General features: G+C 26.2%; 30 protein-coding genes and 1 riboswitch. Of the genes, 23 read left to right on the top strand and 7 right to left on the bottom strand.

The genetic code is table 11. From position 1 onward, the window contains the following. Nucleotides 1-87: 87 nt before the first annotated feature. The 3 genes from AS160_RS03695 to AS160_RS03685 are packed head-to-tail and all read right to left on the bottom strand — an operon-like array spanning nt 88 to nt 2,832. Nucleotides 88-753 (bottom strand): HesA/MoeB/ThiF family protein, encoded by a 666-nt coding sequence (locus AS160_RS03695; protein WP_165145057.1) that lies wholly within the window; start codon nt 751-753, stop codon nt 88-90. A 1-nt stretch (nt 754) separates the two neighbouring features. Continuing rightward, the gene (locus AS160_RS03690) at nt 755-1,036 is read right to left on the bottom strand and encodes a MoaD family protein (RefSeq protein WP_165145054.1); all 282 of its coding nucleotides are present in this window, start codon (nt 1,034-1,036) and stop codon (nt 755-757) included. Further along, nucleotides 1,033-2,832 (bottom strand): aldehyde ferredoxin oxidoreductase family protein, encoded by a 1,800-nt coding sequence (locus tag AS160_RS03685; protein WP_165145051.1) that lies wholly within the window; start codon nt 2,830-2,832, stop codon nt 1,033-1,035. The genes AS160_RS03690 and AS160_RS03685 overlap by 4 nt, the downstream gene beginning before the upstream one ends. Nucleotides 2,833-2,841: 9 nt before the next feature. Next, nucleotides 2,842-2,960, bottom strand: a riboswitch (molybdenum cofactor riboswitch). Nucleotides 2,961-3,074: 114 nt separating this feature from the next. On the opposite strand from AS160_RS03685, the gene AS160_RS03680 reads away from it, so the two are divergent. Beyond that, entirely contained in the window at nt 3,075-4,430 is a 1,356-nt protein-coding gene (locus tag AS160_RS03680) for a hypothetical protein (protein WP_165145048.1), read from the top strand. Between the two features lie 33 nt (nt 4,431-4,463). On the opposite strand, the gene mtnA is transcribed toward AS160_RS03680, so the two are convergent. The 3 genes from mtnA to AS160_RS03665 are packed head-to-tail and all read right to left on the bottom strand — an operon-like array spanning nt 4,464 to nt 6,737. After that, nucleotides 4,464-5,501 carry an S-methyl-5-thioribose-1-phosphate isomerase gene (gene mtnA / locus AS160_RS03675; RefSeq protein ID WP_165145045.1) on the bottom strand — a complete coding sequence of 346 codons (1,038 nt, stop codon included), beginning with the start codon at nt 5,499-5,501 and terminating at the stop codon, nt 4,464-4,466. Next, the gene (locus AS160_RS03670; RefSeq protein ID WP_165145042.1) at nt 5,498-6,319 is read right to left on the bottom strand and encodes an Mrp/NBP35 family ATP-binding protein; all 822 of its coding nucleotides are present in this window, start codon (nt 6,317-6,319) and stop codon (nt 5,498-5,500) included. Before AS160_RS03670 ends, mtnA begins: the two co-directional genes overlap by 4 nt. 1 nt (nt 6,320) lies before the next feature. After that, nucleotides 6,321-6,737, bottom strand: coding sequence for an OsmC family protein (locus AS160_RS03665; RefSeq protein ID WP_165145039.1), 417 nt, complete (start codon nt 6,735-6,737; stop codon nt 6,321-6,323). A gap of 161 nt (nt 6,738-6,898) precedes the next feature. Between AS160_RS03665 and AS160_RS03660 the strand changes: the two genes are divergently transcribed. Beyond that, nucleotides 6,899-7,945, top strand: coding sequence for a hypothetical protein (locus tag AS160_RS03660; RefSeq protein WP_165145036.1), 1,047 nt, complete (start codon nt 6,899-6,901; stop codon nt 7,943-7,945). Here AS160_RS03660 and AS160_RS03655 read toward each other — a convergent pair. Next, nucleotides 7,929-8,948: a polysaccharide pyruvyl transferase family protein gene (locus AS160_RS03655; RefSeq protein ID WP_165145033.1), complete on the bottom strand. Its 1,020-nt coding sequence runs from the start codon at nt 8,946-8,948 to the stop codon at nt 7,929-7,931. The two genes, AS160_RS03660 and AS160_RS03655, sit on opposite strands and share 17 nt — an antisense overlap. 63 nt (nt 8,949-9,011) lie before the next feature. On the opposite strand from AS160_RS03655, the gene flgB reads away from it, so the two are divergent. The 21 genes from flgB (at nt 9,012) to AS160_RS03550 (ending at nt 24,288) form a co-directional block, all read left to right on the top strand. After that, nucleotides 9,012-9,416, top strand: coding sequence for a flagellar basal body rod protein FlgB (gene flgB, locus AS160_RS03650; protein ID WP_206528065.1), 405 nt, complete (start codon nt 9,012-9,014; stop codon nt 9,414-9,416). Further along, nucleotides 9,416-9,847 (top strand): flagellar basal body rod protein FlgC, encoded by a 432-nt coding sequence (gene flgC / locus AS160_RS03645; protein WP_206528064.1) that lies wholly within the window; start codon nt 9,416-9,418, stop codon nt 9,845-9,847. The genes flgB and flgC overlap by 1 nt, the downstream gene beginning before the upstream one ends. Nucleotides 9,848-9,859: 12 nt before the next feature. Then, a complete protein-coding gene (gene fliE / locus AS160_RS03640; RefSeq protein WP_165145031.1) occupies nt 9,860-10,168 on the top strand; it encodes a flagellar hook-basal body complex protein FliE in 309 nt (102 codons plus the stop codon). 185 nt (nt 10,169-10,353) lie between these two features. Next, nucleotides 10,354-10,656 carry a cupin domain-containing protein gene (locus AS160_RS11580; RefSeq protein ID WP_346774417.1) on the top strand — a complete coding sequence of 101 codons (303 nt, stop codon included), beginning with the start codon at nt 10,354-10,356 and terminating at the stop codon, nt 10,654-10,656. A 159-nt stretch (nt 10,657-10,815) separates the two neighbouring features. Then, nucleotides 10,816-11,076, top strand: a complete 261-nt coding sequence (locus AS160_RS03630; protein WP_165145029.1) for a type II toxin-antitoxin system Phd/YefM family antitoxin — start codon at nt 10,816-10,818, stop codon at nt 11,074-11,076. A gap of 16 nt (nt 11,077-11,092) precedes the next feature. After that, nucleotides 11,093-12,193: a sn-glycerol-3-phosphate ABC transporter ATP-binding protein UgpC gene (gene ugpC / locus AS160_RS03625; RefSeq protein ID WP_165145027.1), complete on the top strand. Its 1,101-nt coding sequence runs from the start codon at nt 11,093-11,095 to the stop codon at nt 12,191-12,193. Nucleotides 12,194-12,259: 66 nt separating this feature from the next. Further along, nucleotides 12,260-12,994 (top strand): Nif3-like dinuclear metal center hexameric protein, encoded by a 735-nt coding sequence (locus tag AS160_RS03620; RefSeq protein WP_165145025.1) that lies wholly within the window; start codon nt 12,260-12,262, stop codon nt 12,992-12,994. A 34-nt stretch (nt 12,995-13,028) separates the two neighbouring features. Next, entirely contained in the window at nt 13,029-13,733 is a 705-nt protein-coding gene (locus tag AS160_RS03615; protein WP_165145023.1) for a LysM domain-containing protein, read from the top strand. A 1-nt stretch (nt 13,734) separates the two neighbouring features. Continuing rightward, nucleotides 13,735-15,405 (top strand): HD domain-containing phosphohydrolase, encoded by a 1,671-nt coding sequence (locus tag AS160_RS03610; protein ID WP_165145021.1) that lies wholly within the window; start codon nt 13,735-13,737, stop codon nt 15,403-15,405. A gap of 127 nt (nt 15,406-15,532) precedes the next feature. After that, entirely contained in the window at nt 15,533-15,667 is a 135-nt protein-coding gene (gene rpmH / locus AS160_RS03605; RefSeq protein WP_165145019.1) for a 50S ribosomal protein L34, read from the top strand. A gap of 1 nt (nt 15,668) precedes the next feature. Continuing rightward, the gene (gene rnpA / locus AS160_RS03600) at nt 15,669-16,019 is read left to right on the top strand and encodes a ribonuclease P protein component (RefSeq protein ID WP_165145017.1); all 351 of its coding nucleotides are present in this window, start codon (nt 15,669-15,671) and stop codon (nt 16,017-16,019) included. Beyond that, nucleotides 16,016-16,273 (top strand): membrane protein insertion efficiency factor YidD, encoded by a 258-nt coding sequence (gene yidD, locus AS160_RS03595; protein ID WP_165145014.1) that lies wholly within the window; start codon nt 16,016-16,018, stop codon nt 16,271-16,273. The genes rnpA and yidD overlap by 4 nt, the downstream gene beginning before the upstream one ends. Next, the gene (gene yidC / locus AS160_RS03590; protein ID WP_165145011.1) at nt 16,270-17,613 is read left to right on the top strand and encodes a membrane protein insertase YidC; all 1,344 of its coding nucleotides are present in this window, start codon (nt 16,270-16,272) and stop codon (nt 17,611-17,613) included. Before yidD ends, yidC begins: the two co-directional genes overlap by 4 nt. A 21-nt stretch (nt 17,614-17,634) precedes the next feature. Continuing rightward, complete coding sequence (gene jag / locus AS160_RS03585; protein WP_165145008.1) at nt 17,635-18,285, top strand: RNA-binding cell elongation regulator Jag/EloR; 651 nt, start codon at nt 17,635-17,637, stop codon at nt 18,283-18,285. 74 nt (nt 18,286-18,359) lie between these two features. Further along, nucleotides 18,360-18,809: a YaaR family protein gene (locus AS160_RS03580; protein WP_165145005.1), complete on the top strand. Its 450-nt coding sequence runs from the start codon at nt 18,360-18,362 to the stop codon at nt 18,807-18,809. 4 nt (nt 18,810-18,813) lie between these two features. Then, nucleotides 18,814-19,815, top strand: a complete 1,002-nt coding sequence (locus AS160_RS03575) for a hypothetical protein (RefSeq protein WP_165145002.1) — start codon at nt 18,814-18,816, stop codon at nt 19,813-19,815. A 2-nt stretch (nt 19,816-19,817) separates the two neighbouring features. Further along, nucleotides 19,818-20,651, top strand: a complete 834-nt coding sequence (ricT, locus tag AS160_RS03570; RefSeq protein WP_165144999.1) for a regulatory iron-sulfur-containing complex subunit RicT — start codon at nt 19,818-19,820, stop codon at nt 20,649-20,651. 1 nt (nt 20,652) lies between these two features. Further along, nucleotides 20,653-20,874 carry a DUF2905 domain-containing protein gene (locus tag AS160_RS03565; RefSeq protein ID WP_165145069.1) on the top strand — a complete coding sequence of 74 codons (222 nt, stop codon included), beginning with the start codon at nt 20,653-20,655 and terminating at the stop codon, nt 20,872-20,874. A gap of 16 nt (nt 20,875-20,890) precedes the next feature. Beyond that, nucleotides 20,891-22,777, top strand: coding sequence for a transketolase (locus AS160_RS03560; protein ID WP_165144996.1), 1,887 nt, complete (start codon nt 20,891-20,893; stop codon nt 22,775-22,777). Further along, a complete protein-coding gene (gene rnc, locus AS160_RS03555; protein WP_165144993.1) occupies nt 22,770-23,492 on the top strand; it encodes a ribonuclease III in 723 nt (240 codons plus the stop codon). Before AS160_RS03560 ends, rnc begins: the two co-directional genes overlap by 8 nt. After that, nucleotides 23,482-24,288, top strand: a complete 807-nt coding sequence (locus tag AS160_RS03550) for a radical SAM protein (RefSeq protein ID WP_165144990.1) — start codon at nt 23,482-23,484, stop codon at nt 24,286-24,288. Before rnc ends, AS160_RS03550 begins: the two co-directional genes overlap by 11 nt. Nucleotides 24,289-24,300: the final 12 nt, after the last annotated feature.

Raw genomic sequence — 24,300 nt, 5'->3', positions numbered from 1 at the left:
AAAAGAACTATCAAATTTAAGTAATGAATTAAATGAATTAATTAAACAATTTAAATTATAGAAAATTAGGAGAAGCGATTGCTTCTCCTAATTTAATTCTAAAATATCAAAATTATTAAACAAAAGATCAACAACTAATATTTTATTTAATAATGCATTTTTATAATCTTCAAATATTATTTTCATAGCTTCACTTACTTGCAAAGAGGCTATTATCGATACTGCATATGGAGTAACTAATTTTACTTCATCTGTATCTTCTATATCACCTAATATATCTATTAATTTCTTTGTTTTACCTGGAATAATATCTGTAACTTGTCCATAAAATCTTTCAACTCCACCATGAATTAACGGAATATTTTTTTCATGTATTTTTTTATCTAATATTTTTCTACTCTTAAAATTATCAAAACAATCAATAGCTACATCAACATCTGGTAATTCTGTATTTTCCATTATTTTTTCATTAAAAATGTGAATTTCAATATCAGGATTTATTCCGAGTAATCTTTCTTTTGCCACAAATACTTTTTCTTTACCTAAATCTTTGGGAGTATAAAGTATTTGTCTATTTAAGTCCGGCATATCTACAACTCCATCATCATATATATAAATTTCTCCAATTCCAAGTCTAACAAGATGTTGTAAAACATTACTACCTAAACCACCCGCTCCTGCAACTAATATTTTAGATTCTCGTATTTTACTAAAGTTATTATATAAATTTATGTGTCTAGAATATCTTTCCATATTATCCACCACCAGCTGGAGGAAAAATTGATATTATACCTTCTTCAATTTTTGTATTCAAACCATTTAAATGAATTATATTTTTCCCATTTATTAAAATTATAGTTCCAACTTTTATCTTTTTACCTTCAACTAGATATTCCCTTATTTTTTTATCTTTAAATTTATCCACTAGAATATCTATTAGTTCATCAACAGTTATAGGTTTTTCAAATTCCATTTTTATAGATGCAACCTTGAGATATAATCTCAAGGTTGCAAAGAATTTTATTTCAACTTTCATAAAATTTTTAACTCCTTTAATTTTTCTTCAGTTGGAATTCCTTCTTTACTCCATCCTCTTACTTCATAATATTTTGGCAACAACACATCAAGATGAACAACTTGTCCTTTATTTGGACCTTCTTTTACTGGTTCTTCTAATAATCTCTTTGGCAAAGTATCTTCAGAAGGATCAATACCAGCTTCTAAATTAAATTTTCTTTCTAAATTCCATATTCTTTCTCCAATTTTCAATGTTTCTTCAGAAGTTAAATTCCAACCTAATGCAGCATTAATTAAATCTCTGTAATCATCTAATCCTAAAGCAAAAGAGGTAAATAAACATAATCCTGCTGAATCAATAACAGCTGTTAAATCTTGGAATATTTTTACCCATTCAGCTTTTCCTTCTAATGCTTGAGGATCTAATTTTTCAGGAGCTCCCAAAATTTCTGGAGAAATCATATAACCTCTAACATGACATCCTCCTCTATTACTTGTTGCATATTCAAGTCCATGCCCTTGAACACCACGAGGATCATATGCAGGTAATTCTTGTTTTTTAACTGACATTGAAAATTCTGGATGTCCATAACTTTCAGCTAGTCTATATGAACCTTCTGCTAATTTATCTCCAAATCCTTCTCTTAATCCCATTTGTTTTGTATAATATACAACTGCTTCTGAACTTCCGAATTTTAGTTCTGGGCCATTATTTAACTCTTCTTTTTTTATAATTCCTTTTTCATACATTTCCATTGCAGCTGCAATTGTAGCACCGGCAGAAATAGTATCAAGACCATATTTATTACATAAATGATTAGCTTCTACTATAGCTATTAAATCTGAAACGCCACAATCTGCTCCAAACGACCATCCTGTTTCATATTCAGGTCCTTCTGTTTCCATTCCATTAGGCAGAGTTACTCTTCTTCCACAGGCAATTGGACAGCCAAAACATGGCATATTTTTTATCAAATATCCTTTTTCCACTAATGCTTCTCCTGAAACTTCGTCAGTTAGTTCAAAAACTGATTCTTGGAAATTCTTTGTTGGATATAGTCCATTTTGATTAATAATATTATCCAATACTTTTGTTCCTAATTTAGGTAACCCTTCACCTGTAACACCATTTTCTTTCAACATTTTAATCTTTTCTTTTACAGTTTCCATAAACTTTGCTGGGTCTTTCACTTCAGGTCTTTTTGATCCTCTTACTACAACAGCTTTTAAATTCTTACTTCCCATAACAGCTCCAACGCCAGTTCTTCCAGCTGCTCTATGCTTATCATTCATAACTGCTGCAAATTTAACTAATTTTTCACCTGCTTGACCTATACACGCAACTCTTGCTTTTGGATCTCCAAATTCTTCTAATAACATATCTGTCGTTTCAAATACATCTTTCCCCCAAAGATGTGATGCATCTTTTAATTCAACATGATCATCTTTTATAGATAAATATACTGGTTTATCCGCTTTTCCTTCAAAAATAATCATGTCATAACCTGCAAATTTTAGTTCAGCTCCAAAATACCCACCAGAATTACTTGAAGCTATCGTACCTGTTAACGGCCCTTTTGTTACTACCATATATCTTCCACCAGTTGGTGCGGCAGTACCAGATAATGGACCTGTAGCCATGAAAAGTTTGTTTTCTGGAGATAAAGGATCTACCTTTGGATCAACTTCATCATAAAACATTTTTGTAGCGAGTCCTCTACCACCCAAATATAAATCTGCATACTTTGGTAATTCTTCTACTTTTATACTTTTTTCTGTAAGATTTACTCTCAATACCTTTCCATTAAATGACACTTTTACCCCCCCTTTTTAATATTCCTTCCTTTCCAAACACGGGAGGCATAACCGTTTCCAGTTATACCCATTGGCCTTTTTCCATAGCATTAGCTTTAGGAAACAAGGCTCGGAAGGGGTAATGTATTCACTAAAATTTTATCATATTTTCATATAAAATTCAATATATCTTTTTTAGTTTGTATTTTAATTATTTATGTTATAATTATCGAGAAAAAATTTTATTTGGAAGGGGTTAAATAATGAAGAAAATTTTATTTTTAATAATATTTTTCTTTTTTATCTCAAATACATTCTCTTTGGAAATTTCGCTAAAAATTAATAACAATATTAACAACATAAAAACTTATCAAGGTATAACTTTTAAAGTTACTCACGATTTCGAAGATTTTCATTTTTTAGGAGAATTAAATGCATTTAATGATGGAAAGTATAAACCTTCACATGGAGAGACATATTATAAGGGATTCTATTTTTACATGAAAAACGGTGGAATTATTATAGATTTTGACAAATATAGACTTTCATTTGGTAGATTACAACATTATGATATTGTCAATTCACCTTATTCATTATACATATCATCCAAAGGATTACCTGCGGTAATAATGGATTTTAATTATGAAGACAATACTTTTTTCTATGAAACGAGATATATTGAATTAAACAGAGAATCAACTATAGGATATCCGGATAGAGGAGCAAATTTTAAAAATTATGGAATTAAATTTGGTAATTTTAGATTCGCATATGAGGAATCTGCTGTTTATGTAAATACATCTTTTGATATAGAATATTTTCTTAATCCTATTCCAAATTTTTTTGTACAATATGTAAACATATCATCTGGTAAACCTTGGACACATGGATTTAATGCAAATTCTATTATGGGATTTATGTTAGATTATACTGATGAATATAAATATATATATGGACAAATATTAGTAGATGATATAAATACAAATAGATTTTTTGATCCAGACAGTTATCAAAACCCTGATAAAATTGCTTGGAGTTTAGGTGGAAGTATTAATACACAATTTGGAAAATTCGGATTATATAGTGCTGGAGCTACAAAATACACATTTCAACCATCTGGTAATGGTATAAATAAATATTATGGCTATACATATTATCCTGATGTTGTTTATTATTACAATGGAGAAAGAACCATTTTACCTGAGGAAAATTATATTGGATATTTTAATGGAGAAAATAATTTATCATTTATGATGACTTATGAAAATATTTTTAATAATATTAATTTAAATAGTAATTTTGAATATAGCATTTCTGGAAGCAAATCACCTGCAAATCCGTGGCATGAACTAATTTCTTGGAATGATATAGGTAGTATGAGTGGTACAAAATTTTTAGATGAAGATGAGCTAGAGCATAAATTTGACTTTAACTTAAATTTAGATTATCGCATTTTTGGAATTAAAATATATAACGGATTAAATTTAAGATATATATTTAACAAATTAGAATTAAATCCTACATCTGAAAATGACTCAGTACAAATCAAATTATTTAAGCCATCTAATAAAAATGAATTTTATAGTAACTTAAATTTAGGGTTTGAAATAACTTTCTAAATAAAAAACGCGAGGAAATTTCCTCGCGTTTTATTATTTTTCAAATAGCTTTTTTAAATTTTCAGAATATGGAGGTCTTACTACACCCTTTTCAGTAATAATTGCAGTTACTAATTTATTTGGTGTCACATCAAATGCTGGATTGTATACATTAATTTCTTCTGGTACCATTTTTGATTTATGACAATATCTTACTTCATTATGAGATCTTTCTTCTATTGGTATTTCATTTCCAGTTGGTGTATTTAAATCTATTGTTGATAATGGTGCTGCGACATAAAAAGGAATACCATGCTCTTTTGCTAATACAGCTACTGAATATGTTCCTATTTTATTTGCAACATCACCATTTGCTGCTATTCTGTCTGCTCCAACTATTACAGCATTTATTTTTCCTTGTTTCATCACCCAACCAGCCATATTATCTGATATTAAAGTAACATCAAATCCATCTTTATACAATTCCCAAACAGTAAGTCTAGCTCCTTGTAAATATGGCCTTGTTTCATCTGCATATACTTTTATATTTTTACCTAATTCTCTTGCACCTCTAATAACACCTAAAGCTGTTCCATAGTCCACTGTAGCCAAAGCACCAGCATTACAGTGTGTTAAAACTGTATCACCATCATTTAATAATTCTCCACCAAATCTTCCCATAGCTCTATTTGCTTCAATATCTTCAAAAGCTATATCTAATGCTTCTTTTTCTATTAATTCAATTAAATTTCCTTCATTTTTTATTTCAAAAAATCTTTTTTCCATTCTATCTAACGCCCAAAACAAATTTACTGCAGTTGGCCTTGTATTAGCTAATGTTTCTTTTACTTCTTTCATTTTTTCTTCTAAATTATCAAGTTTATAATATTCTTTCACACCTAACACATATCCAAAAGCAGCTGAAGCTCCTATGGCAGGTGCTCCTCTAACTACCATATCTTTAATAGCTATTGCAACTTCTTTGAAATTCTTACATGATACATATGTTTCTTCAAGAGGTAAATATCTTTGATCAACTAAAACTAAAGAATCTCCTGTCCATTCCATTGTTTTAGTCTTTAACTTGCTCATTCTTTATCATCCTTCTCCACTTCAGCAATTACTTTTTTAGCTAATTGAACATATGGAGCTACATGTTCTGGCTTTCCGAAATATGCTGCAGGTTTACCAGTATCCATATTTGTTCTAATTTCTTCACTTAGTGGAATTTCTGCTAACAATGGAATATCATATTTTTCTGATAATGATTTTGCACCATCTTTACCGAAAATATAATGTTTAGTATTACAGTTAGGACATAGGAAATATGCCATATTTTCTACTAAACCTAAAACTTTTTTATTCATAATTTTAAAGAAATTAATTGCTCTTTCTACATCATCTTTTGAAACTTCTGAAGGTGTGGTTACAATTATAGCTCCATCAAATTTGTTTAGTAATTGCATAACTGTTAATGGCTCATCTCCTGTACCTGGAGGTGCATCAATTATTAAATAATCTAAATCTTCCCATTCAATATCATTAAAAAATTGCTTAATTGTTCCAGTTTTAATAGCACCTCTCCAAACAATAGGTTTACCTCCTTCAGGAACGAATTGAGATACGGATAACACTTTAATTCCATTTACTTCTGGAGGTAATATTTTTTCCCCTACTTGATATGGGTGATCTTTTTCTGTACCACCTAACATTCTCATAACGTTTGGTCCATGCATATCAATATCCATTAATCCTACTTTTCTACCTTCCAATGATAATGCTACAGCTAAATTTACTGCAACTGTTGATTTACCAACTCCACCTTTTCCACTCATTACCATAATAACATGTTTTATGTTATCTAATTTTGGTTGATCTGGCAAATGAAATGGTACTTTTTTATCAGCCATATTATTCCTCCTCAACTATAATCTCATATGTAACTTCTGCCATTCCTTTTACAGTCGCAGAAGCAGAACAGTATTTTTCTTGAGATAATTTTACAGCTCTTTCTAATTTATCCATAGGTAAATCTTTACCTTTAAAAATGTATTTAACATGTATTTTTTTAAAATACTTAGGGTGTTCTTCATTTCTTTCTGTTTCTAATTTTATACTTAAATCATCAAATTTAACTTTCATCTTTGTTAAAATAGATACAACATCCATTCCTGTACATCCACCAATTCCTAATAAAAATAACTCCAAAGATCTAGGTCCACTATTTGCGCCTCCAAAGTCTGGAGAAGCATCTATTATAACTTCATGACCTGATGGTGTTTTAGAAACAAATTGCATTCCTGTTGTATTTTTTAATTCTATTTCCATTATAAAAACCTCCTTATTACAATATTTTATATCAAATTAATTATACTCTTGTACTTATAATAATGTATAACATTAATTTTAAAAATTAAAAAAATGTTTCTTTTGATTTTAATGTTTTAATGTATAATATATAAAAAATATTATTTATTTAGGAGGTTCGTATGAAATATAATAAATTATTAGTTTTTGGTATATTACTCTTATTTAATATATTATTTTCTTCACCAGATACTTTTCAAGTTGTTAATAAAATAGAAGTTGGAGAAAGAACTTTTCACATTGATATATATGGTAACTTTGCTACAATTTGTAATTATAGCGGAACTGTAAAAGTTATAGATTATGTAAACGGCGAAGTAATCTTATATGTTGATGATGGTATAATAACAAGACCTATGGCAGGATATTTTATAAACAACTATTTATATGTAATTGATAATGGCGATCCTTCTTTGAAAGTAATAAACAAATGGGGAAGTTTAAGCAGAAAAATAAAATTAAATGCAAAACCCATAAATATGAAAGTTCTTAAAAATAAATTTTATATTACTACAACAAACCCATATGGTTTATATATTATAAACAAAGATTTATTTAAAATAGATTCATTTACCGAATTTCCTGTAAAAGCACCTTTTATTTCTGTAATGAAAAACGATATTTTTATTCCAATGTATGAGAATGAAAAAGATAATATTTTTTCAACTTATAAGTTGTTATATAGATTAAGCACAAATGATTTTATTATGAATTTAAAAAGGATATCTTATCCCATTGATATAGAAGAAAATAATGGAAAATATTATTTAGGCGAATATTTTAATGGAGGTATTTATGAGTTCTGGGATAACTATCAAAAGAAAGTTGCACAATTTGGAAAATATTTAACAAATATTGGAATTTTCAATAATAACATTATTGGTAATTCTTTGTTTGGAGGTATATATGTTTATTCTTTAGAAAATAAATCTACAAAAATAATATTAAAAGATATTCCTATAACCGACTTTGCATATAACTCTTCAAATGATTTTTTATTTGCAATATCTCATATTACAGGAGAATTTTTCGTTATAGATAAAGATTTTAATATATATGAAACATTAAAAATAGAAGATTATCCTATAGATATAGAAGTTCCAACAGATAATATTATTTTAGTATTGTCCACAGATGGCAGAGTTTTAAATATTATAAGAAGGTTTTAATTAAATTTAATGTTTTAATATATGTATCATTAAGCTTATTTTTATAATTTTCAAATATAACTTCAAAAGAATAACTTGATAAATTGGCTATTTTATATATAAGATCTTCTTCATCTCTATAAAATAAGTTATATTTATCGTCTATAGCATTAAACACGCGATAGTTCTTTTGATTTCTGTACATTATCACAGGAATTTTTAAATACATAGCTAATATACCTCCATGTAATCTATCCGATATTACATATTCCGATTTTAAATATTCATCAATTATATTTTCTTCGTCATATATAGGAAAAGATATATCTATTTGATTTTTATAATTTTCATAAAATTCATATGCATATATTGAATCTTGCGCTTTATTTAAAACAACAGGAACTATTTTAGAAACTCCGGCTTGCTTTAATATGTAAACTAAATTATCCCAGTTTTTCCTTGATTTAATCACAAAAACTATTTGTCCTTGATTTGTATTTTTTTCAAATTTTTTATTCCTATACTTTAAAACACCTATATCTGTACCTAATTGAAAATTATTCGTAAATCTTTTAGCAAATAAGTAACTAGTTTTATCTCTTAAAATTCCATATAATTTGTTATATTTTAAAATCTTTTTCATTTTTCTTATGGCATAATTATGCTTAAAATGCCCAAATCCTTGGGAAATAAATAATATATTTTTTTCATATTTCTTGGCTATATTAAATAATAATTCATAATATAGAAAACTTCTTAATGATGTTTCCGTTTGAAAAAGATTACCTCCACCATAGATTACAATATCGCTTTCTTTTATTTTATTTACTATTTTAGGAAAATCAAATTTCTCTATGTTAATTATATTAAAACTATATTTTTCTTTTTGATTAACTTTATCTGAAATTATATAAATATCACCCACAAAATTTAATTCTTCAAATATATCTAATATAGATTCAAAAAGGATTTCATCACCTATATTATTATATCCATAATATCCTATAATAAAAATTTTTTTCATTTTTCCCAACTCCTTAGGTTTTTTTGAGTTATATATAGAATTATTACTCAGGAGGCGATTAAATTGTTTTTGAAAGATCTTTCTATGAATATTATACCAAAAGCATTAAATGCTATTGAAGCTAGACAAAAAATATATTCTCATAATATAGCTAATTATAACACACCAGGTTATAAAAGGAAAGATGTTTCTTTTGAAAAGGAATTACAAAAAGCATTAGGAGAATCTAATGAAATTAAACTTAAAACAATTAACGAAAAGCATTTAAATAATATACCTTCTATAAATGAAGTAAATTATGATATAATTATTGATGATTCAAGATCAACTAGGGAAGATGGAAATAACGTTGATATAGATATTGAAATGGTTAAAATGATGGAAAATACTCTTCAATATAACGCTTTAACAAGACTCATTAATTATAGATTATCAGATTATAAAACTGTTATAGGAGGAATTAAATAATGAATATTAATTCTTTTAGAATAATGGATATTGCAGCAAGCGGAATGACCGCAGAAAGATTTAGATCTGAGGTTATATCTAATAATTTAGCTAATGCAAATACCACAAGAACAGAAAATGGAGAACCATATAAAAGAAAAGTTGTTACATTTAAAGAAGTTTTAAATAATACAGTTTCTTCAAAAAATGAACAATTATCAGGGGTTAGAGTCTCAAGTATAGAAGAAGATAACAGTCCTTTTAAATTAGTGTATGATCCAAGTCACCCTGATGCAAATGAAGAAGGATATGTAAAATATCCAAATGTTAATGTATTGAGAGAAATGGTCGATTTAATTAGTGCTCAAAGAGCATATGAAGCTAATGTAGCTGTTATAAATTCAGCAAAAACAATGTTTAATTCTGCCTTATCTATTGGCCGTGGAGCTTAGGAGGTGTAATGCATGATAGAGAAAATACCAGGAGTATCAGGAATAAATGGAATTAATGATATAGCAAGGACGCAAAAAAATAACCAAACATCATCTAAAAACCTTAATTTCGCAGACATTCTAAGAAATGCTTTGGATGATGTTAATAAAACACAAAAGATTTCCGAACAAATGAGCGCTGATTACGCAGCTGGAAAAATTGATAACATTCATAATGTTATTATTTCTGCTGAAAAAGCGTCGCTATCTTTAAAATTAACTACAGAAGTAACAAATAAGATTGTATCAGCTTATAAAGAAATTATGAATATGCAAATCTAAAGTGAGGTAAAAACATGGAAGATATAATTAAAGCTGTAGATAATTTTTTTGAAAGAAATCCAGAGGCAGATTTTGAAGATTTAGAAATCTTTTTATATGATAATTTTGAAAAAGAACAAGTAGAAAAATATTTTGAATTAATGGGCGAGACTATATTAAATGCAGAAAATAATTTTAGAGACCCCATAAACGCTTTTTTAGATAATGATCCAGAAGTTAAAGTAATTCATAATCCTACCGAAGATTTATTAAATAATTTAAATATTAAAAAATGGCCTATTTGGGAAAAGGAATCTTCTACTTTTGATTGGTATTATGATGAAACTGAGGTTTGCTATATTTTAGAGGGTGAAGTAATTGTTCATACAAAAAATAGCGAATATCTAATTAAAAAAGGAGATCTAGTAAAATTCAAAAAAGGTTTGTCTTGTAAATGGGAAATTCTAAAAGATATTAAAAAACACTATAATTTTAATATTGAAATATAATTAGGGCAACGCCCTAATTTTTTTACTTAATAATCCTTAAAAAATGTTAAATTTATCAACATATTCAATGTTAATAAGATATAATTATCAATAATAACAAATAATTAAGTTTTTAATTTTATTATTGTGTGACTATAATTATAGTCAAGGAGGATTTATATGGATATTGAAAATTTAAAATTTTATAGTGTTGCCGAAGCCAAATCAAAATTTTCTTTTGTAACTGAAGAATCTAAGGAAAAATTTGTAATTATTACAAAAAACGGAAAGCCGGAATTTGTTTTAATTGGTTTTGAAAAATTTAAAAAATTAATGTCGTTTATAGATGAAATTAGAGATCTATATTTAATGGAAATTGGCGACCCTAGCAAATACAATGAAATAAAAGATATATTTAAAGAAATAGAAAATTTGGAATAGCTTTGGAGGTGTTATAATGGCACAAGTTGTATTGGAAAATATCGACAAAATTTACCCAAATGGATTTCACGCTGTTAAAAATGCAAGTTTTACAATCGAAGATAAAGAATTTTGTGTTTTATTAGGTCCTTCTGGATGTGGTAAAACTACAACATTAAGAATGATTGCAGGATTAGAAGAAATTTCAAGTGGTAAATTACTTATTGATGGAAAAGTAGTTAATGATGTAGAACCTAAAGATAGGGATATTGCATTTGTTTTCCAAAATTATGCCCTTTATCCTCATATGACAGTGTATGATAACATGGCTTTTGGATTAAAATTAAGAAAGTTTCCAAAAGAAGAAATTGATCAAAGAGTTAAAAATGCTGCTCAAATTTTAGATATTGCACATTTGTTAGATAGAAAACCAAAGCAATTATCAGGTGGTCAAAGACAAAGGGTTGCTGTTGGAAGGGCTATAGTTAGAGATCCTAAAGTATTTTTATTTGATGAACCTTTATCAAACTTAGATGCAAAATTGAGAGTTCAAATGAGATCAGAATTAAAAAAATTACATCATAGATTAAATGCAACAATCGTTTATGTTACTCATGACCAAGTTGAAGCTATGACTATGGCCGATAAAATTGTTATCATGAAAGATGGAGTTATTCAACAAATTGGAACTCCACATGAAGTTTACTTTAAACCAACTAATAAATTTGTTGCTGGTTTCATCGGAACTCCTCCAATGAATTTCTTAGATGCTAAAATTATTAAAGAAAATGGTTTATGGGTTGTTGCAAAAGATTTAAAAGTAAAAGTTCCTAAAAAATACGAAGAAAAATTAGAATCATATATAGATAAAGAGGTTATTTTTGGTATTAGACCAGAAAATATTCATGACAAATCTATTTACAAAGGCGAACATACTGATGATGTAGTTAAAGGAACCGTTGATGTTGCCGAACCATTAGGTAGTGAAACATTATTACATGTTACTATTGGCGGTCAATATTTAGTTGCTAAAGTTGATCCAACAACTACAGCAAAAGAAGATATGGATGTTGAATTAATACTTGAAATGGAAACAATGCATATTTTTGATAAAAAAACAGAATTAGCAATAATTTAATAAATTTATTTAAAGAGGTCCTAAACGGGACCTCTTTTGTGTTATAATTATTCCGGAGGTGCTAGTATGGCTAATATATTTGAAATAGAAAATTTTTTAAATAACGTGTTAGAAGTTGAAAAATTTAATGATTATTGTTTTAATGGAATTCAGATAGAAGGCAAAAAGGATGTTAATAAAATTGCAGTGGGAGTATCTTTTAATAATAAATTTATAGAAGAAGCTTTAAAGATAAATGCTGATATGATGCTAGTTCATCACGGAATTTTTGGAAAAGATTTTTTTAAAATTAGAGGCTATTTTAAAAACAGAATAGAAAAAGTAATAAAAAATGATTTAACTTTAATGGCATACCATTTACCTTTAGACGCTCATTTAGAATATGGGAACAATGCTCAAATTGCTAAAAAACTTGGAATAAAAAACTTTTTTTCTTTTGATGTTGGAATTATAGGTGAATTTGAAGAAAAAATTAGCTTCGAAATATTTATTAACCAACTTAAAGAACTTTTTAAAAGAGATGACTTGTTAGTGTATAAAAATAATACATATGTAAAAAAGATAGCTATTATTTCCGGCGGAGCCTCTTCAGTATTAGAAGAATTAGAAGGTAAAGTTGACACTTTTATTACCGGAGAAGTTAAAGAGCAAATTAGAGATATTGCTAATGAAATTGGAATAAACTTCATTAACGCTGGTCATTATTCTACAGAAACTTTTGGAGTAAAAGCCATTGCTAAATTATTAGAAAAACAATTTAATTTGGAAACTATATTTATTGATTTGTATAACGAAATTTAATGAACATATGTTATAATAAATTGGAGGTTTATATATGAGAAAATATTTTATAATATTTATTTTATTCTTATATACTTTAACATTTTCAATTGATTTTTCAAAAAGTAACAAGGGGTATTATGAAACACCCGCATATAAATCATATATAGGGTTCAATATAAACAAAGAGATTTTTCATTCTTCACTTCCTTTGTTAATTGGAAATTTAGAATATAACAGCGAAATTCCCTTTATACCATATAAAAAATTTTTATACAATAAAAATGAAGTATTTATTTTAGGGATTATTGAAAGAAATGCTGATTATTCAAATAAAAATTTCAAGGTTTATAGCGTAAATGATACAATAAAAAAGTACGAAAAAGAAATTAAAGAATCTAATATTTCAATATTGATTCTATATAAAAATGTATCTATTCATGGAGAAAGAATTACTCAGGATAGTACAAATTTTATTTTTGATAACTTTACTTTTGTTATAAACGATAATTATCCTAGAGAAATATACGCAATAAATGATTCTGTTTTTGAAAAATATTACAAAGAAGAAAAAAACAATGATAATTATATTTATTATAAAGTAAAAAATGGAGATACATTATACAGCATTTCAAGAAAATTTGGTGTCTCTATTGATTATTTATTAAATATTAATAATATTAAATCTCCAGAATTATTAAAAGATGATATGTATTTGATTATTGGAACTTCTGAAAATTATACTTCTAAGGGTGAATAATGTGAACAACTTAACTGATGGTGTAAAAGATATTATTTCCAGAATCCCTATCAAAAATTTTAGATTAATATTGGGTTCAAAAATATCAGATAATCTTTTTAGAGTAATCTCATATTTTGACTCAAATGTTATGGATTTTAATAATTCCATAAACAATATGTATTTCTCTGTAGAAGATAAGTTTAAATATAATAATTTTGATATTGTATTATACGAAGAATCTATAAATAGACACTTTTTTGAAAACAAAGAAGATTATTTTGCAATTGGTCAAAATTTAATCTTTAGAAACAACGTAGTAGGTTTTATTTATTTATTATTGGATAATAATACTAAATACAATGAAATTCAAGAATTAAAAGACTTATTCTATGAACATCTTAAAAATTTTTTAGGTGTAATATTAGATTTAAAAGATGATTTATTAAAAGATTATAATATTGAACAAACTATAAATTCATTATTTCATATATTAAAAGCTCATGACCCTTATACATATCATCATTCTTTAAGAATTGCTGATTTTTCTATATTAATGGCTGAAAAATTAAATCTTGATCAGCATGATGTTGAAAAATTGTATTTTGCTTCTTTGATTCACGATTTAGGGGAAATTTGGATTCCCAAAGATATTTTACAAAAACCTGAAAAATTAACCCCTATTGAAATTGATATAATAAAACAACATACAAATAAACTAGAATTATTATTTGCAGGTAATGATTACTTTTCAGAATATGTTGAAATAGCAAAATATCATCATGAATATTTAGATGGTAGTGGATATTTTAAAAAAACAGATATCCCTTTCCTTTCAAGAATACTTTCTGTTTCAGAAGTAGTTGATGCTTTATTATCAAATAGACCTTGGAGAAAAGCTTTAAAAATCGAAGAAGCAATGGTAATTTTAAAAAAAATGGCAGAATCAAATAAACTAGATAATAAGATTGTAAATATAGCAAACGAATTAATTCCAGAATACTACGGTGGCCTATATACTAATAGATTTTTAAAGTACAATGATATATTTATTAACTTAAATATCAACGGAACACCTGTTTCCATTGAAAGTAAAGTTATCGACTCAAAAAACGACTATATAAATGTATATATACAAAAAAATACTGTAGAATTTGAAAATAAAAAAGTTAATATTGAAAAGGAATATTTTAATATAGGTGATAATTTAACAATAAAATATTATTTAGATAATTATTCATTTACTAAAGAATGTACAATAGTTGCTAAAAACAAATTAGGTCACTTATTAAAAATCAATAAAAATTTAAAAGGAAATGATATTTTTTATATAAAATGGAATTTAAATGGGGTTGGAGTCCCTTTAAAAAAAGTGATATTTGTCAATAAATTTGTATGGAGATTAGATAATGAAAAAGCCTTTAAAGTAAATATTGAAAGCATATCTAATAATAATATTATATTCTTTGCATCAAAAGATAAAATAAATAGTATGAATGATAATAAAATGGTTATATCTTTTGAAGCATATAATATAAAAGTTAATTTAATAGGTGATCTAACCTATAAAAATGAAATTTTTGTAGGTTATTATCATTGCGATTTTAAAATAGGAGATTTAAATGATGAGGAATATAAAAAGTTAATGCAAATTATTCATTTAAGAAAAGAACAATTAAAAAAATTAAAATAAAATTCGGGATGTCCCGAATTTTTTCTTAAAAAAAAAATAATTGTAACTTTTTATATTGACATAAAAAATATTTTAAAGGTATAATAGGTGAAGGTAAATATATAAATTATAAAAAGGAGGAATTCTAATGAAAAGAACATACCAACCTTCCAGAAGAAAAAGAGCAAGAACACATGGATTTTTAGCTAGAACAAAAACTCCTGGAGGAAGAGCTGTTTTAAGAAGAAGAAGAGCAAAAGGAAGAAAAAGATTAGCAGTTTAATATGAGTGAAACTTTTAGAAAACATGAGAGACTTCATTTAAAAAATGATTTTGATAAAACTTTTTCTTGTGGAAAGAGACATATAAATAATTATTTTGTAATTGTTTATAACAAAAACTTTTTAGGTTATACTAGAATAGGTATAACTATTAAAAGAAAATTTGGAAAAGCTCATAAAAGAAACAAATTGAAAAGATATATTAGAGAGATATATCGTAGAAATAAAAGTCTCTTTCCACAAGGTTATGATATAGTATTTTTGCCAAGAAAAGATCTCTCTAAAGAATTTGAAAATTTATCCTTTCAAGATATTGAAAATATTATTTTAAACATATCGGAGCGCTTAAAATGAAAAAAATATTTTTGGGACTAATTAAATTTTATAAAAAATATATTTCACCTTATAAACCTTCAAAATGCATATATTATCCAACTTGTTCAACATACACATATGAAGCAATTGAGAAATTTGGTGCTTTAAAAGGTATTTATTTGGGATTTTTAAGAATAATTAGATGTAATCCTTTTCATCAAGGTGGAATTGATCCGGTCCCAGAAAAGTTTTTCATCATTCCAAAAAATAATAAGCGGGGTGTTAAAAAGTGAAAAAGTTACTTTTAATTATAGGACTTTTAGTCCTAGGGGTTTTTGTTTTTTCTCAAAATCCTGAATATAATATTACATCTTCTTCAACTGAAATTAATTTGCAAATGAGATTATATAACGTAACATTAGATAATTTAGGTCATATGAAAAATTTTAAAATCTTACAAGATAGAAGTAATACATTATTTGTAAATATTTATAGTTACTACAATGATAGTTTCAATATTTATGATGAAAACGGAAAAGAATTATTACCTTTATATTACAATATTTCTGAGAACAATTTTGACAATTATATTGAGATAAAATATTATTTTGAAAATGGCGGAATAAAAAGCTATAAATTTTATAATGATCCTTATTATAACTTTGATATTTCTTTTGAAAATATATATGGAAAAGTTATTATCCCAACAATTTCTTACCCTAATACAGTAGATGTAGATAATGAAATATTAATTTCATATTTAAATAAACCAATTAAATCAATTTTTATTTTTGATGCTGATGATTTAAATATAGAAGATCAAAGCATTATAATTAATCAAAATAAAACATTTAAAGCGTATATGGGACCTTCAAAATTTATTTTTATTAAACAAGTATTCCCTGAAAAATACGAAAGAATTATATCTTTAGCTAAAAATGTTGGAGCTATAAATTGGTTATGGTATATAAATTATGCTTTTGTTTCATTTTTATGGTGGCTATATAGATTTACAGGAAATTTTGGTTGGGCTATAATGATATTTACTTTAGTAATAAGATTAATACTTTATCCTCTATACCATAAACAAACAAAATCTATGATTGAAATGAGAAAACTACAACCCGAAATAGAAAAGATTAAGAAAAAATATAAAGATCCTCAAAGACAACAACAAGCATTAATGGAATTGTATAGCAAACACAAAATTAATCCAGCTGGTGGTTGTCTTACAGCTTTCATTCAATTACCAATTTTTTGGATTTTATATGGTGCTATAAATTATTATCAAGGAACATTTGCATATAATCCACAATTTTTAATTTGGTCAGATTTATCTCAAGGCGGCTTCAAACAAAATATTTTGTTAGTGTTATTAAGTGTTATCGCTTATCTATTTAATTCATTACAATCAGCATCTGATAGAAAAACAGCTTGGAATACTTCTATAATGATGATTATTTTCCCATTCTTATTTATTAATTTACCAACTGGTATATTTATCTATTGGGTAACAAATGCTGTTTTACAAATTTTCATAACCGCATATGTAAATAAAAAGAATCACATTAAAGGATTGACAATAAGAGAATTTTTAGGATTAGGTCCAAAACCATATAAATCATCAAAATAGTCACATTTAGGAGGTGCAATAATGAATATAAAGATTCGAGAAAACGAATTTGAAGGTAAAAGTATTGACTTGGCATTTGATGAAGCTATACAATATTATGGAGTTTCTCCAGAAGAAATTAGCTTTGAAGTTATTCAACAACCTAAAAAAGGGTTTTTAGGCATTGGTAATAAAAATGCGGTAATTAAAGCTTTTTTAAATGAAAATTATTTAAAAAATAAGATGAATGAATTTTTAAGTTCTATATTAAAACACTTTGATGGAGATTTCGAATATTCTATAATTTTTCAAGGGAAAAATATTTTAGTAAGAATGGACGGAGATGGACTTGGAAAATTAATAGGAAAATATGGTAGAACTATTGGTGCTATGCAACATATATTATCTATTTATATTAATAGATTATCTAGTACTAAAATTGACGTAAACTTAGATGTTGGAGAATATAGACGAAAGAAAAAAGAGAAAATATATGAAATAGTGGAAAATGCTATTAATAGATTAAGTGAAAATAATGATAGAATAGAATTAGCTCCGATGTTTTCATATGAAAGAAGAATTGTTCATGAATATGTTAGAAGAGAATATCCACATCTTGAAACTGAATCGGTTGGATTAGAACCTTATAGAAAAGTAGTAATAAAATTATCAAAATCTCATATAAAAGCTTAAAGAAAAAGGGATTATCCCTTTTTCTTTTTTTGTAGTATAATAATAATATATAATATCCTCATAGGAGGGATTTTATGTTTATTAATCCATTATCTGGAAATTCTGCACAAAAATCTAGTGAAAAGAAAATTAAAAAGAACTCTAATGAAAAAACTGTAAAAAGAAAAAATTCTTTTACAGAAATTATGGAATTGAATGAAATAGATATTATTAAAAAAGATTTAAATAAATTATTAGAACAAATAGAAGAATATGGTTCACAATTCAAACGCTCACCTATAGAAAAAAATCTTGAAAAATACAAAAAAAGCGTTAAAGATTTCTTAAAGAAAATTGAAAAAAATTTGTATAAGTTGAATTCTAAAATGAATTTTAAAGAAAAAAACTTTTTTGTTGTAGCTGAAAAAATAAATAAAGAATTAAAGGATTTAACTGACAGTTTAATAAAAAATGAAAGCGGCGCATTTCTATATGCGAAAAAAGTAGATGCAATTAACGGATTACTTCTTGATTTATATAAATAATGGGGTGATTAAAATTATTTTAGACAAAATAAATAATTTTAAAGGTTCTTCTATATGCCTGGTTAATCATGATAAATTTATATTATACAATACTGCAGAAACAATAAAAAAAAGTATTAATATTAATGATATTTATGAAGTTTCTCCAACTGGTGGAAATATAAAAATCGATGATATTAGAAATATACAAGAATTTTTGATGTATAAACCTAATTTTTCTGATTATAAATTAGTATTTATACATGAAATTGACAAAATGACTGAACAAGCTTCAAATGCTATACTAAAATTATTGGAAGAACCACCTCAATATTCAATTATTGTAGCAACAACTTCTAGGTGGTACAATTTATTATCTACTATTAGAAGTAGATTATATAAAATTTTAATTCCTAATAATAAAATTATAGAAAAGATAAAAGATAATTATCCGGATTTGTATTTAAATATGTCTTTTTCTATAAAAACTGACTTAGAGTGTGCAGATTATATTTTATATAATCACGATAGATCTTTAAAAATATTAGAAGAAATTAAAAATTTTTCTTCAGCAGAAATAGAAAAATTAATAACATATTTAATGGTAGAAAATGGTACTATTGAGGAAAGAATATTAAAATATGAATCATTTTTTGAAATAATAAAACGTTTTGAAAAACTAGATTTAATAGAAATTCAAAAAATAATTGATAAAATAATATCGTATAAAAATAAAATAAATGATAAATTAAACACATTAAAAACTTTTTCTAAATTATTTCTTTCTCTATACCATGATGCATATATTTTTGGTTTAACCAGTCATTGGAAAGAATTTTACTCACTAAAAATGGTTTATTTTTTTGGATTATCTGATTTTGAATTGGATTTTAAAAAAATAAATGAAAATGTAATATGGTGCGAAAATATATATAAAAGTAAAGTTTCTAATTTTAATTTTGATCTTACTATTCAAACTATGTTTTTTAGATTTATACTTGCTTTTTTTAAAAATAAGGAGGAATAAATATGATAAATTTAAATGCTTTAGTATACGGAGTTGAAATATCAAATCTTTCTCCATTAGTATATTATGCAGGAAATGATGAAGATATAAAAATTGGTGATCTTGTTTTAGTAAATACTGATATGGGGCTAGATGTCGGAAAAGTTCGAATTGGACCAAAAGAAATGACCTTCGAAGAAATAGGATATGAGGTTACTTCTATTTTAAGGAAATTAAATGAAGATGATATGATAACTTATAAAGAAAATATAGAATTGGCTCAAAAAGCAAAAAATATAACTGAAAAAAAAGCTAAAGAACTTAATTTACCTATGAGAATATTATCTTCTAGAGTTGTTTTTGATAGGTCCAAAATAATAGTTTTCTTTGGTTCTGATACGAGAGTTGATTTTAGAGATCTCGTTAAAGAACTAGCAAAAGAATTTAAAGCAAGAATAGAATTAAGACAAATAGGTATTAGAGATGAAGTTAAACTAATAGGCGCATTAGGATTATGTGGACAGCAAACTTGTTGCTCTAGATTTTTAAGAAATTTTGACTCTATAAAAATGGAAATGGCAAAAACACAACAAATGCTAATTAATACAGCAAAAATTTCCGGAAGATGTGGAAGATTAATGTGTTGTTTAGCATATGAAAATGAATTTTATGAAAAATCATTACATTGTATTCCAAATGAAGGTAGTACTATTGAATACGAAAATGTTCCTGCTAAGGTTATTACGGTAAATGTATTTTTAAAACAAGTTACACTACAAATTATTGAAAATAATCAACCTGTAATAGTTAAATTACCATTTGATTATTTTAAAAAAAATTGCCCTATAGGTGATTGAAATGCAATTCATTGGTAAATCATTTATTTCAATTGGAATTATTTTAACTATTATTGGAATTATTTTTTATTTTTCTAATAAAATTCCTTTTAAAATAGGTCAATTACCAGGAGATATATTAATTAAAAAGGATGGATTTACTTTTTATTTTCCATTAACAACAACTATACTAATTAGTATAATATTTAATATAATTATTGCTATAATAAAAAGAATATTATAAGACAAGGAGGAATAAAATGAAAAAATCTTTAAGTGAGTTAAAAGCTTTAGCTAACATATGTAGAGGCGATATTATAAAAATGACAACTGTTGCAAAATCCGGTCATCCTGGAGGTTCAATGTCTTCTATTGATATGTATTTAAGTGTGTTTAATATAGCTAACATTGATCCAAAAAATCCATATGATCAAAATAGAGATAGAGTAGTTATCAGTCATGGACACACTTCACCTGGAGTGTATTCCGCATTAGGAAGATTAGGTTTTTTTAATATTGATGATGCTATTGCTGGATTTAGAAATTCAGGTTCTATTTTTGAAGGACATATCACAAGAGGAATACCAGGTGTTGAATGGACAACAGGTAATTTAGGTCAAGGTTTATCTGCTGGTGTTGGTATGGCTTTAGCTTCAAAAATAACAAGAAAAAATTATCATGTATTTGTATTACATAGCGATGGTGAAGCACCTAAAGGTCAAATTGCTGAAGCCAGAAGAACAGCAAAAAAAGAAAATTTAAATAATTTGACTGTTCTAATTGATTATAATGATATTCAAATATCCGGAAGAGCTAGAGATGTATTGTATGTAGACTTAGTTAAAGAATATGAATCTGCAGGTTGGAATATAATAGAAGTTGATGGACATAATTTTGAACAATTATTTAACGCAATTGAGGAAGCAAAGAGCTATAAATTAGGTCCAACAGTAATTATCGCAAAAACAATTATAGGTAAAGGTGTATCTTTCATGGAAAACAGACATGAATATCATGGTTCCCCTTTAAGCGAAGCTGAAGCTGAAAAGGCTTTAAAAGAATTGGGTGTAGAAAATGATATTGAAAAATATAAAGAAATGAGGAAAGAATTACCATTATTAAGAAAAAAATTAGAATTTAAAGATAATGTTATAACCGCAGATCCTGGAACTCCTATTGTATATAAAAAAGAAGATAAAATTGATAATAGAGGAGCTTTTGGTAATGCAATAGCAGATTTAGCGAAAGTAAATAAAGGAAAAATTGTTGCTGTAGATTGCGATTTAAAACCTTCAGTAAAATTAGAAAAATTTGAAAAAGTAAGTCCTGAAACATATATTCAAATTGGTATTCAAGAACATAATGCAGCTACAATAGCCGGAGCAATGTCAGTATGTGGAGTTATTCCTTTCTTTGCTGATTTTGGTGTATTTGGTTTAGACGAAACATTTAATCAACAAAGATTAAATGATATTAACCATACTAATTTAAAAACTGCCGTTACACATTGTGGTATAGATATTGGTGAAGATGGAAAAACACATCATGAAATTAATTATATTGGTATAGTAAGAAGTTTCTTTGATACTAAATTAATTATTCCTGCAGATCCAAATCAAACTGATAAAGCTGTAAGATTTGCAGCTTCTACATTAGGAAATGTAGTAATAGCTATGGGTAGATCAAAAATACCTGTGATTTTAGATGAAAATGGAAATCCTTTCTTTGGAGAAAATTATGTATTTGAATACGGAAAAATGGATATTTTGAGAAAAGGAGAAAAAGTTACAATATTAACTCATGGTAGCGTAGCTTATAAAGCTGTAAAAGTTGCCGATAAATTAAAAGAAGAAGGTATAAATATTACCGTTATTAATGTTTCTGCACCACTAGAATTTGATGGTTCTAAAATTGCTGAATATATAAATGATTCACATATCATTATTTATGAAGACCATAATAAATATAATGGATTATTTGTAGAATTTTCAAAATCTGTAGTTGAAAACAAACTTTCTCCATTAAGCATTGAAACATTAGGTGTAGATAATTATTCGCCATCTGGTAATAATGAATCATTATTTAAAATATTTAAATTAGATGAAGATTCTCTATTAAAAATTATTAAGGAGAAAATAAATGAATGATTTTGAAAAATATAACATTAACAAAATAAAAAAGATAATAGGTATTGAAAATATTGACGAAGAGCTTCTTTTCGAGGCTCTTTGTCATTCATCTTATTCAAACGATTACAATTCAAAAGGTAGGAAAATAAAATCTAATGAGCGATTAGAATTTTTAGGGGATTCTGTTTTAAATTTAATTATTGCAGAACATTTATACAAAAACTATAATCTCGACGAAGGAGATATGGCACGAGTTAGAGCTACTGTTGGAAGTGAATTAATTTTATTTGATGCTGCAAAAAAACTTGGACTTGGAGATTATATACTTTTAAGCAAAAACGAAGAACGTTATGGTGGTAGAGAAAAACATTCAATTATATCTGATCTTTTTGAAGCAATTTTAGGCGCAATTTATTTATCTTTAGGCTTTGAAAAAGCTAAAGAGTTTGCTTTAAAGCATTTAAATGAATATATAGATTTATCTATAAAAGGAAAACTTTTTTTAGACTATAAAACTAGATTACAAGAATTGACTCAAAAAGATCTAAAAATTAGACCTGAATACAAACTTATTAGGCAAGATGGACCTCCGCATAATAGAACATTTGTAATTGATGTTATTATTAATGGAAAAAAATATGGTAGAGGCATTGGAAAATCAAAAAAAGTAGCAGAACAACTCGCTGCAAGAGAAGCCTGCGAAAAATTTAGTGGTGATATAAATGAAAAATAGCATTCATTTTGTTAAAATGGAAAATACTAAATCATTATCTTTAACCGGAAACTATTGTTATTTAAATTGCAAACATTGTAATAAACATTATTTAAACAATATGATAACTATAAAAGATATTGACAAGATTTCAAATATGAGTTCTATATTACTTAGTGGCGGTATGAATGATGAAATAAAAGTACCCGTATATAATTTTGTTGAAATATTACAAGAATATAAGAATAAATATAATTTTAAGTATAATTTGCATACTGGATTTATGAATTATAATGAGCTTGAGAAAATAAAAGCTATAAGCGATGCTATTTCTTTCGATTTAGTTGGAAATAAAGAGACTATGATCAATGTATATGGTATAGATAAATTCGAGAATATGTGGAGCACTTTTGACAATTTAATTAAATTAGATTTTAAAGTAAAACCACATATTACAATAGGACTTAATGGAGGAAAATTAACTCATGAAAAAGATGCCATTAATAGGTTAAAAAAATATGATATAGATGAAATAATATTTTTAGTTTTTATTCCTACAAAAGGTTCGGCATTTGAAAATGAAAATCCCCCAAAAATAGAAGAAGTTGTAGAAATATTTGAATATGCAAAAGAGAAAATTGAAAATATAAAATTAACTTTAGGATGTATGCACCCAAAAGGAAAGTATAGAAAAGAGCTACAAGAAAATTTATTATATATTGCTGATAAAATAGTTCAACCTGTTCAAAATACTATTGAATTAGCAAAAAAAATGAATTTTAATATAACTTGGAGTTATGAATGTTGCGTATTTTAGGAGGGCATTGAT

Source organism: Marinitoga sp. 38H-ov (genome assembly GCF_011057715.1).
GTDB lineage: Bacteria > Thermotogota > Thermotogae > Petrotogales > Petrotogaceae > Marinitoga.
The sequence above is the reverse complement of the archived record's forward strand: the minus strand, read 5'-3'. Positions and strand labels throughout refer to the sequence as shown.

Coding starts and splice junctions, on each gene's coding strand:
- AS160_RS03695 (WP_165145057.1), bottom strand. CDS start 753: ATGGAAAGATATTCTAGACACATAAATTTATATAATAACTTTAGTAAA.
- AS160_RS03690 (WP_165145054.1), bottom strand. CDS start 1,036: ATGAAAGTTGAAATAAAATTCTTTGCAACCTTGAGATTATATCTCAAG.
- AS160_RS03680 (WP_165145048.1), top strand. CDS start 3,075: ATGAAGAAAATTTTATTTTTAATAATATTTTTCTTTTTTATCTCAAAT.
- mtnA (WP_165145045.1), bottom strand. CDS start 5,501: ATGAGCAAGTTAAAGACTAAAACAATGGAATGGACAGGAGATTCTTTA.
- AS160_RS03670 (WP_165145042.1), bottom strand. CDS start 6,319: ATGGCTGATAAAAAAGTACCATTTCATTTGCCAGATCAACCAAAATTA.
- AS160_RS03665 (WP_165145039.1), bottom strand. CDS start 6,737: ATGGAAATAGAATTAAAAAATACAACAGGAATGCAATTTGTTTCTAAA.
- AS160_RS03660 (WP_165145036.1), top strand. CDS start 6,899: ATGAAATATAATAAATTATTAGTTTTTGGTATATTACTCTTATTTAAT.
- AS160_RS03655 (WP_165145033.1), bottom strand. CDS start 8,948: ATGAAAAAAATTTTTATTATAGGATATTATGGATATAATAATATAGGT.
- flgC (WP_206528064.1), top strand. CDS start 9,416: ATGAATATTAATTCTTTTAGAATAATGGATATTGCAGCAAGCGGAATG.
- fliE (WP_165145031.1), top strand. CDS start 9,860: ATGATAGAGAAAATACCAGGAGTATCAGGAATAAATGGAATTAATGAT.
- AS160_RS03630 (WP_165145029.1), top strand. CDS start 10,816: ATGGATATTGAAAATTTAAAATTTTATAGTGTTGCCGAAGCCAAATCA.
- ugpC (WP_165145027.1), top strand. CDS start 11,093: ATGGCACAAGTTGTATTGGAAAATATCGACAAAATTTACCCAAATGGA.
- AS160_RS03620 (WP_165145025.1), top strand. CDS start 12,260: ATGGCTAATATATTTGAAATAGAAAATTTTTTAAATAACGTGTTAGAA.
- AS160_RS03615 (WP_165145023.1), top strand. CDS start 13,029: ATGAGAAAATATTTTATAATATTTATTTTATTCTTATATACTTTAACA.
- rpmH (WP_165145019.1), top strand. CDS start 15,533: ATGAAAAGAACATACCAACCTTCCAGAAGAAAAAGAGCAAGAACACAT.
- rnpA (WP_165145017.1), top strand. CDS start 15,669: ATGAGTGAAACTTTTAGAAAACATGAGAGACTTCATTTAAAAAATGAT.
- yidD (WP_165145014.1), top strand. CDS start 16,016: ATGAAAAAAATATTTTTGGGACTAATTAAATTTTATAAAAAATATATT.
- jag (WP_165145008.1), top strand. CDS start 17,635: ATGAATATAAAGATTCGAGAAAACGAATTTGAAGGTAAAAGTATTGAC.
- AS160_RS03580 (WP_165145005.1), top strand. CDS start 18,360: ATGTTTATTAATCCATTATCTGGAAATTCTGCACAAAAATCTAGTGAA.
- ricT (WP_165144999.1), top strand. CDS start 19,818: ATGATAAATTTAAATGCTTTAGTATACGGAGTTGAAATATCAAATCTT.
- AS160_RS03565 (WP_165145069.1), top strand. CDS start 20,653: ATGCAATTCATTGGTAAATCATTTATTTCAATTGGAATTATTTTAACT.
- AS160_RS03560 (WP_165144996.1), top strand. CDS start 20,891: ATGAAAAAATCTTTAAGTGAGTTAAAAGCTTTAGCTAACATATGTAGA.
- rnc (WP_165144993.1), top strand. CDS start 22,770: ATGAATGATTTTGAAAAATATAACATTAACAAAATAAAAAAGATAATA.
- AS160_RS03550 (WP_165144990.1), top strand. CDS start 23,482: ATGAAAAATAGCATTCATTTTGTTAAAATGGAAAATACTAAATCATTA.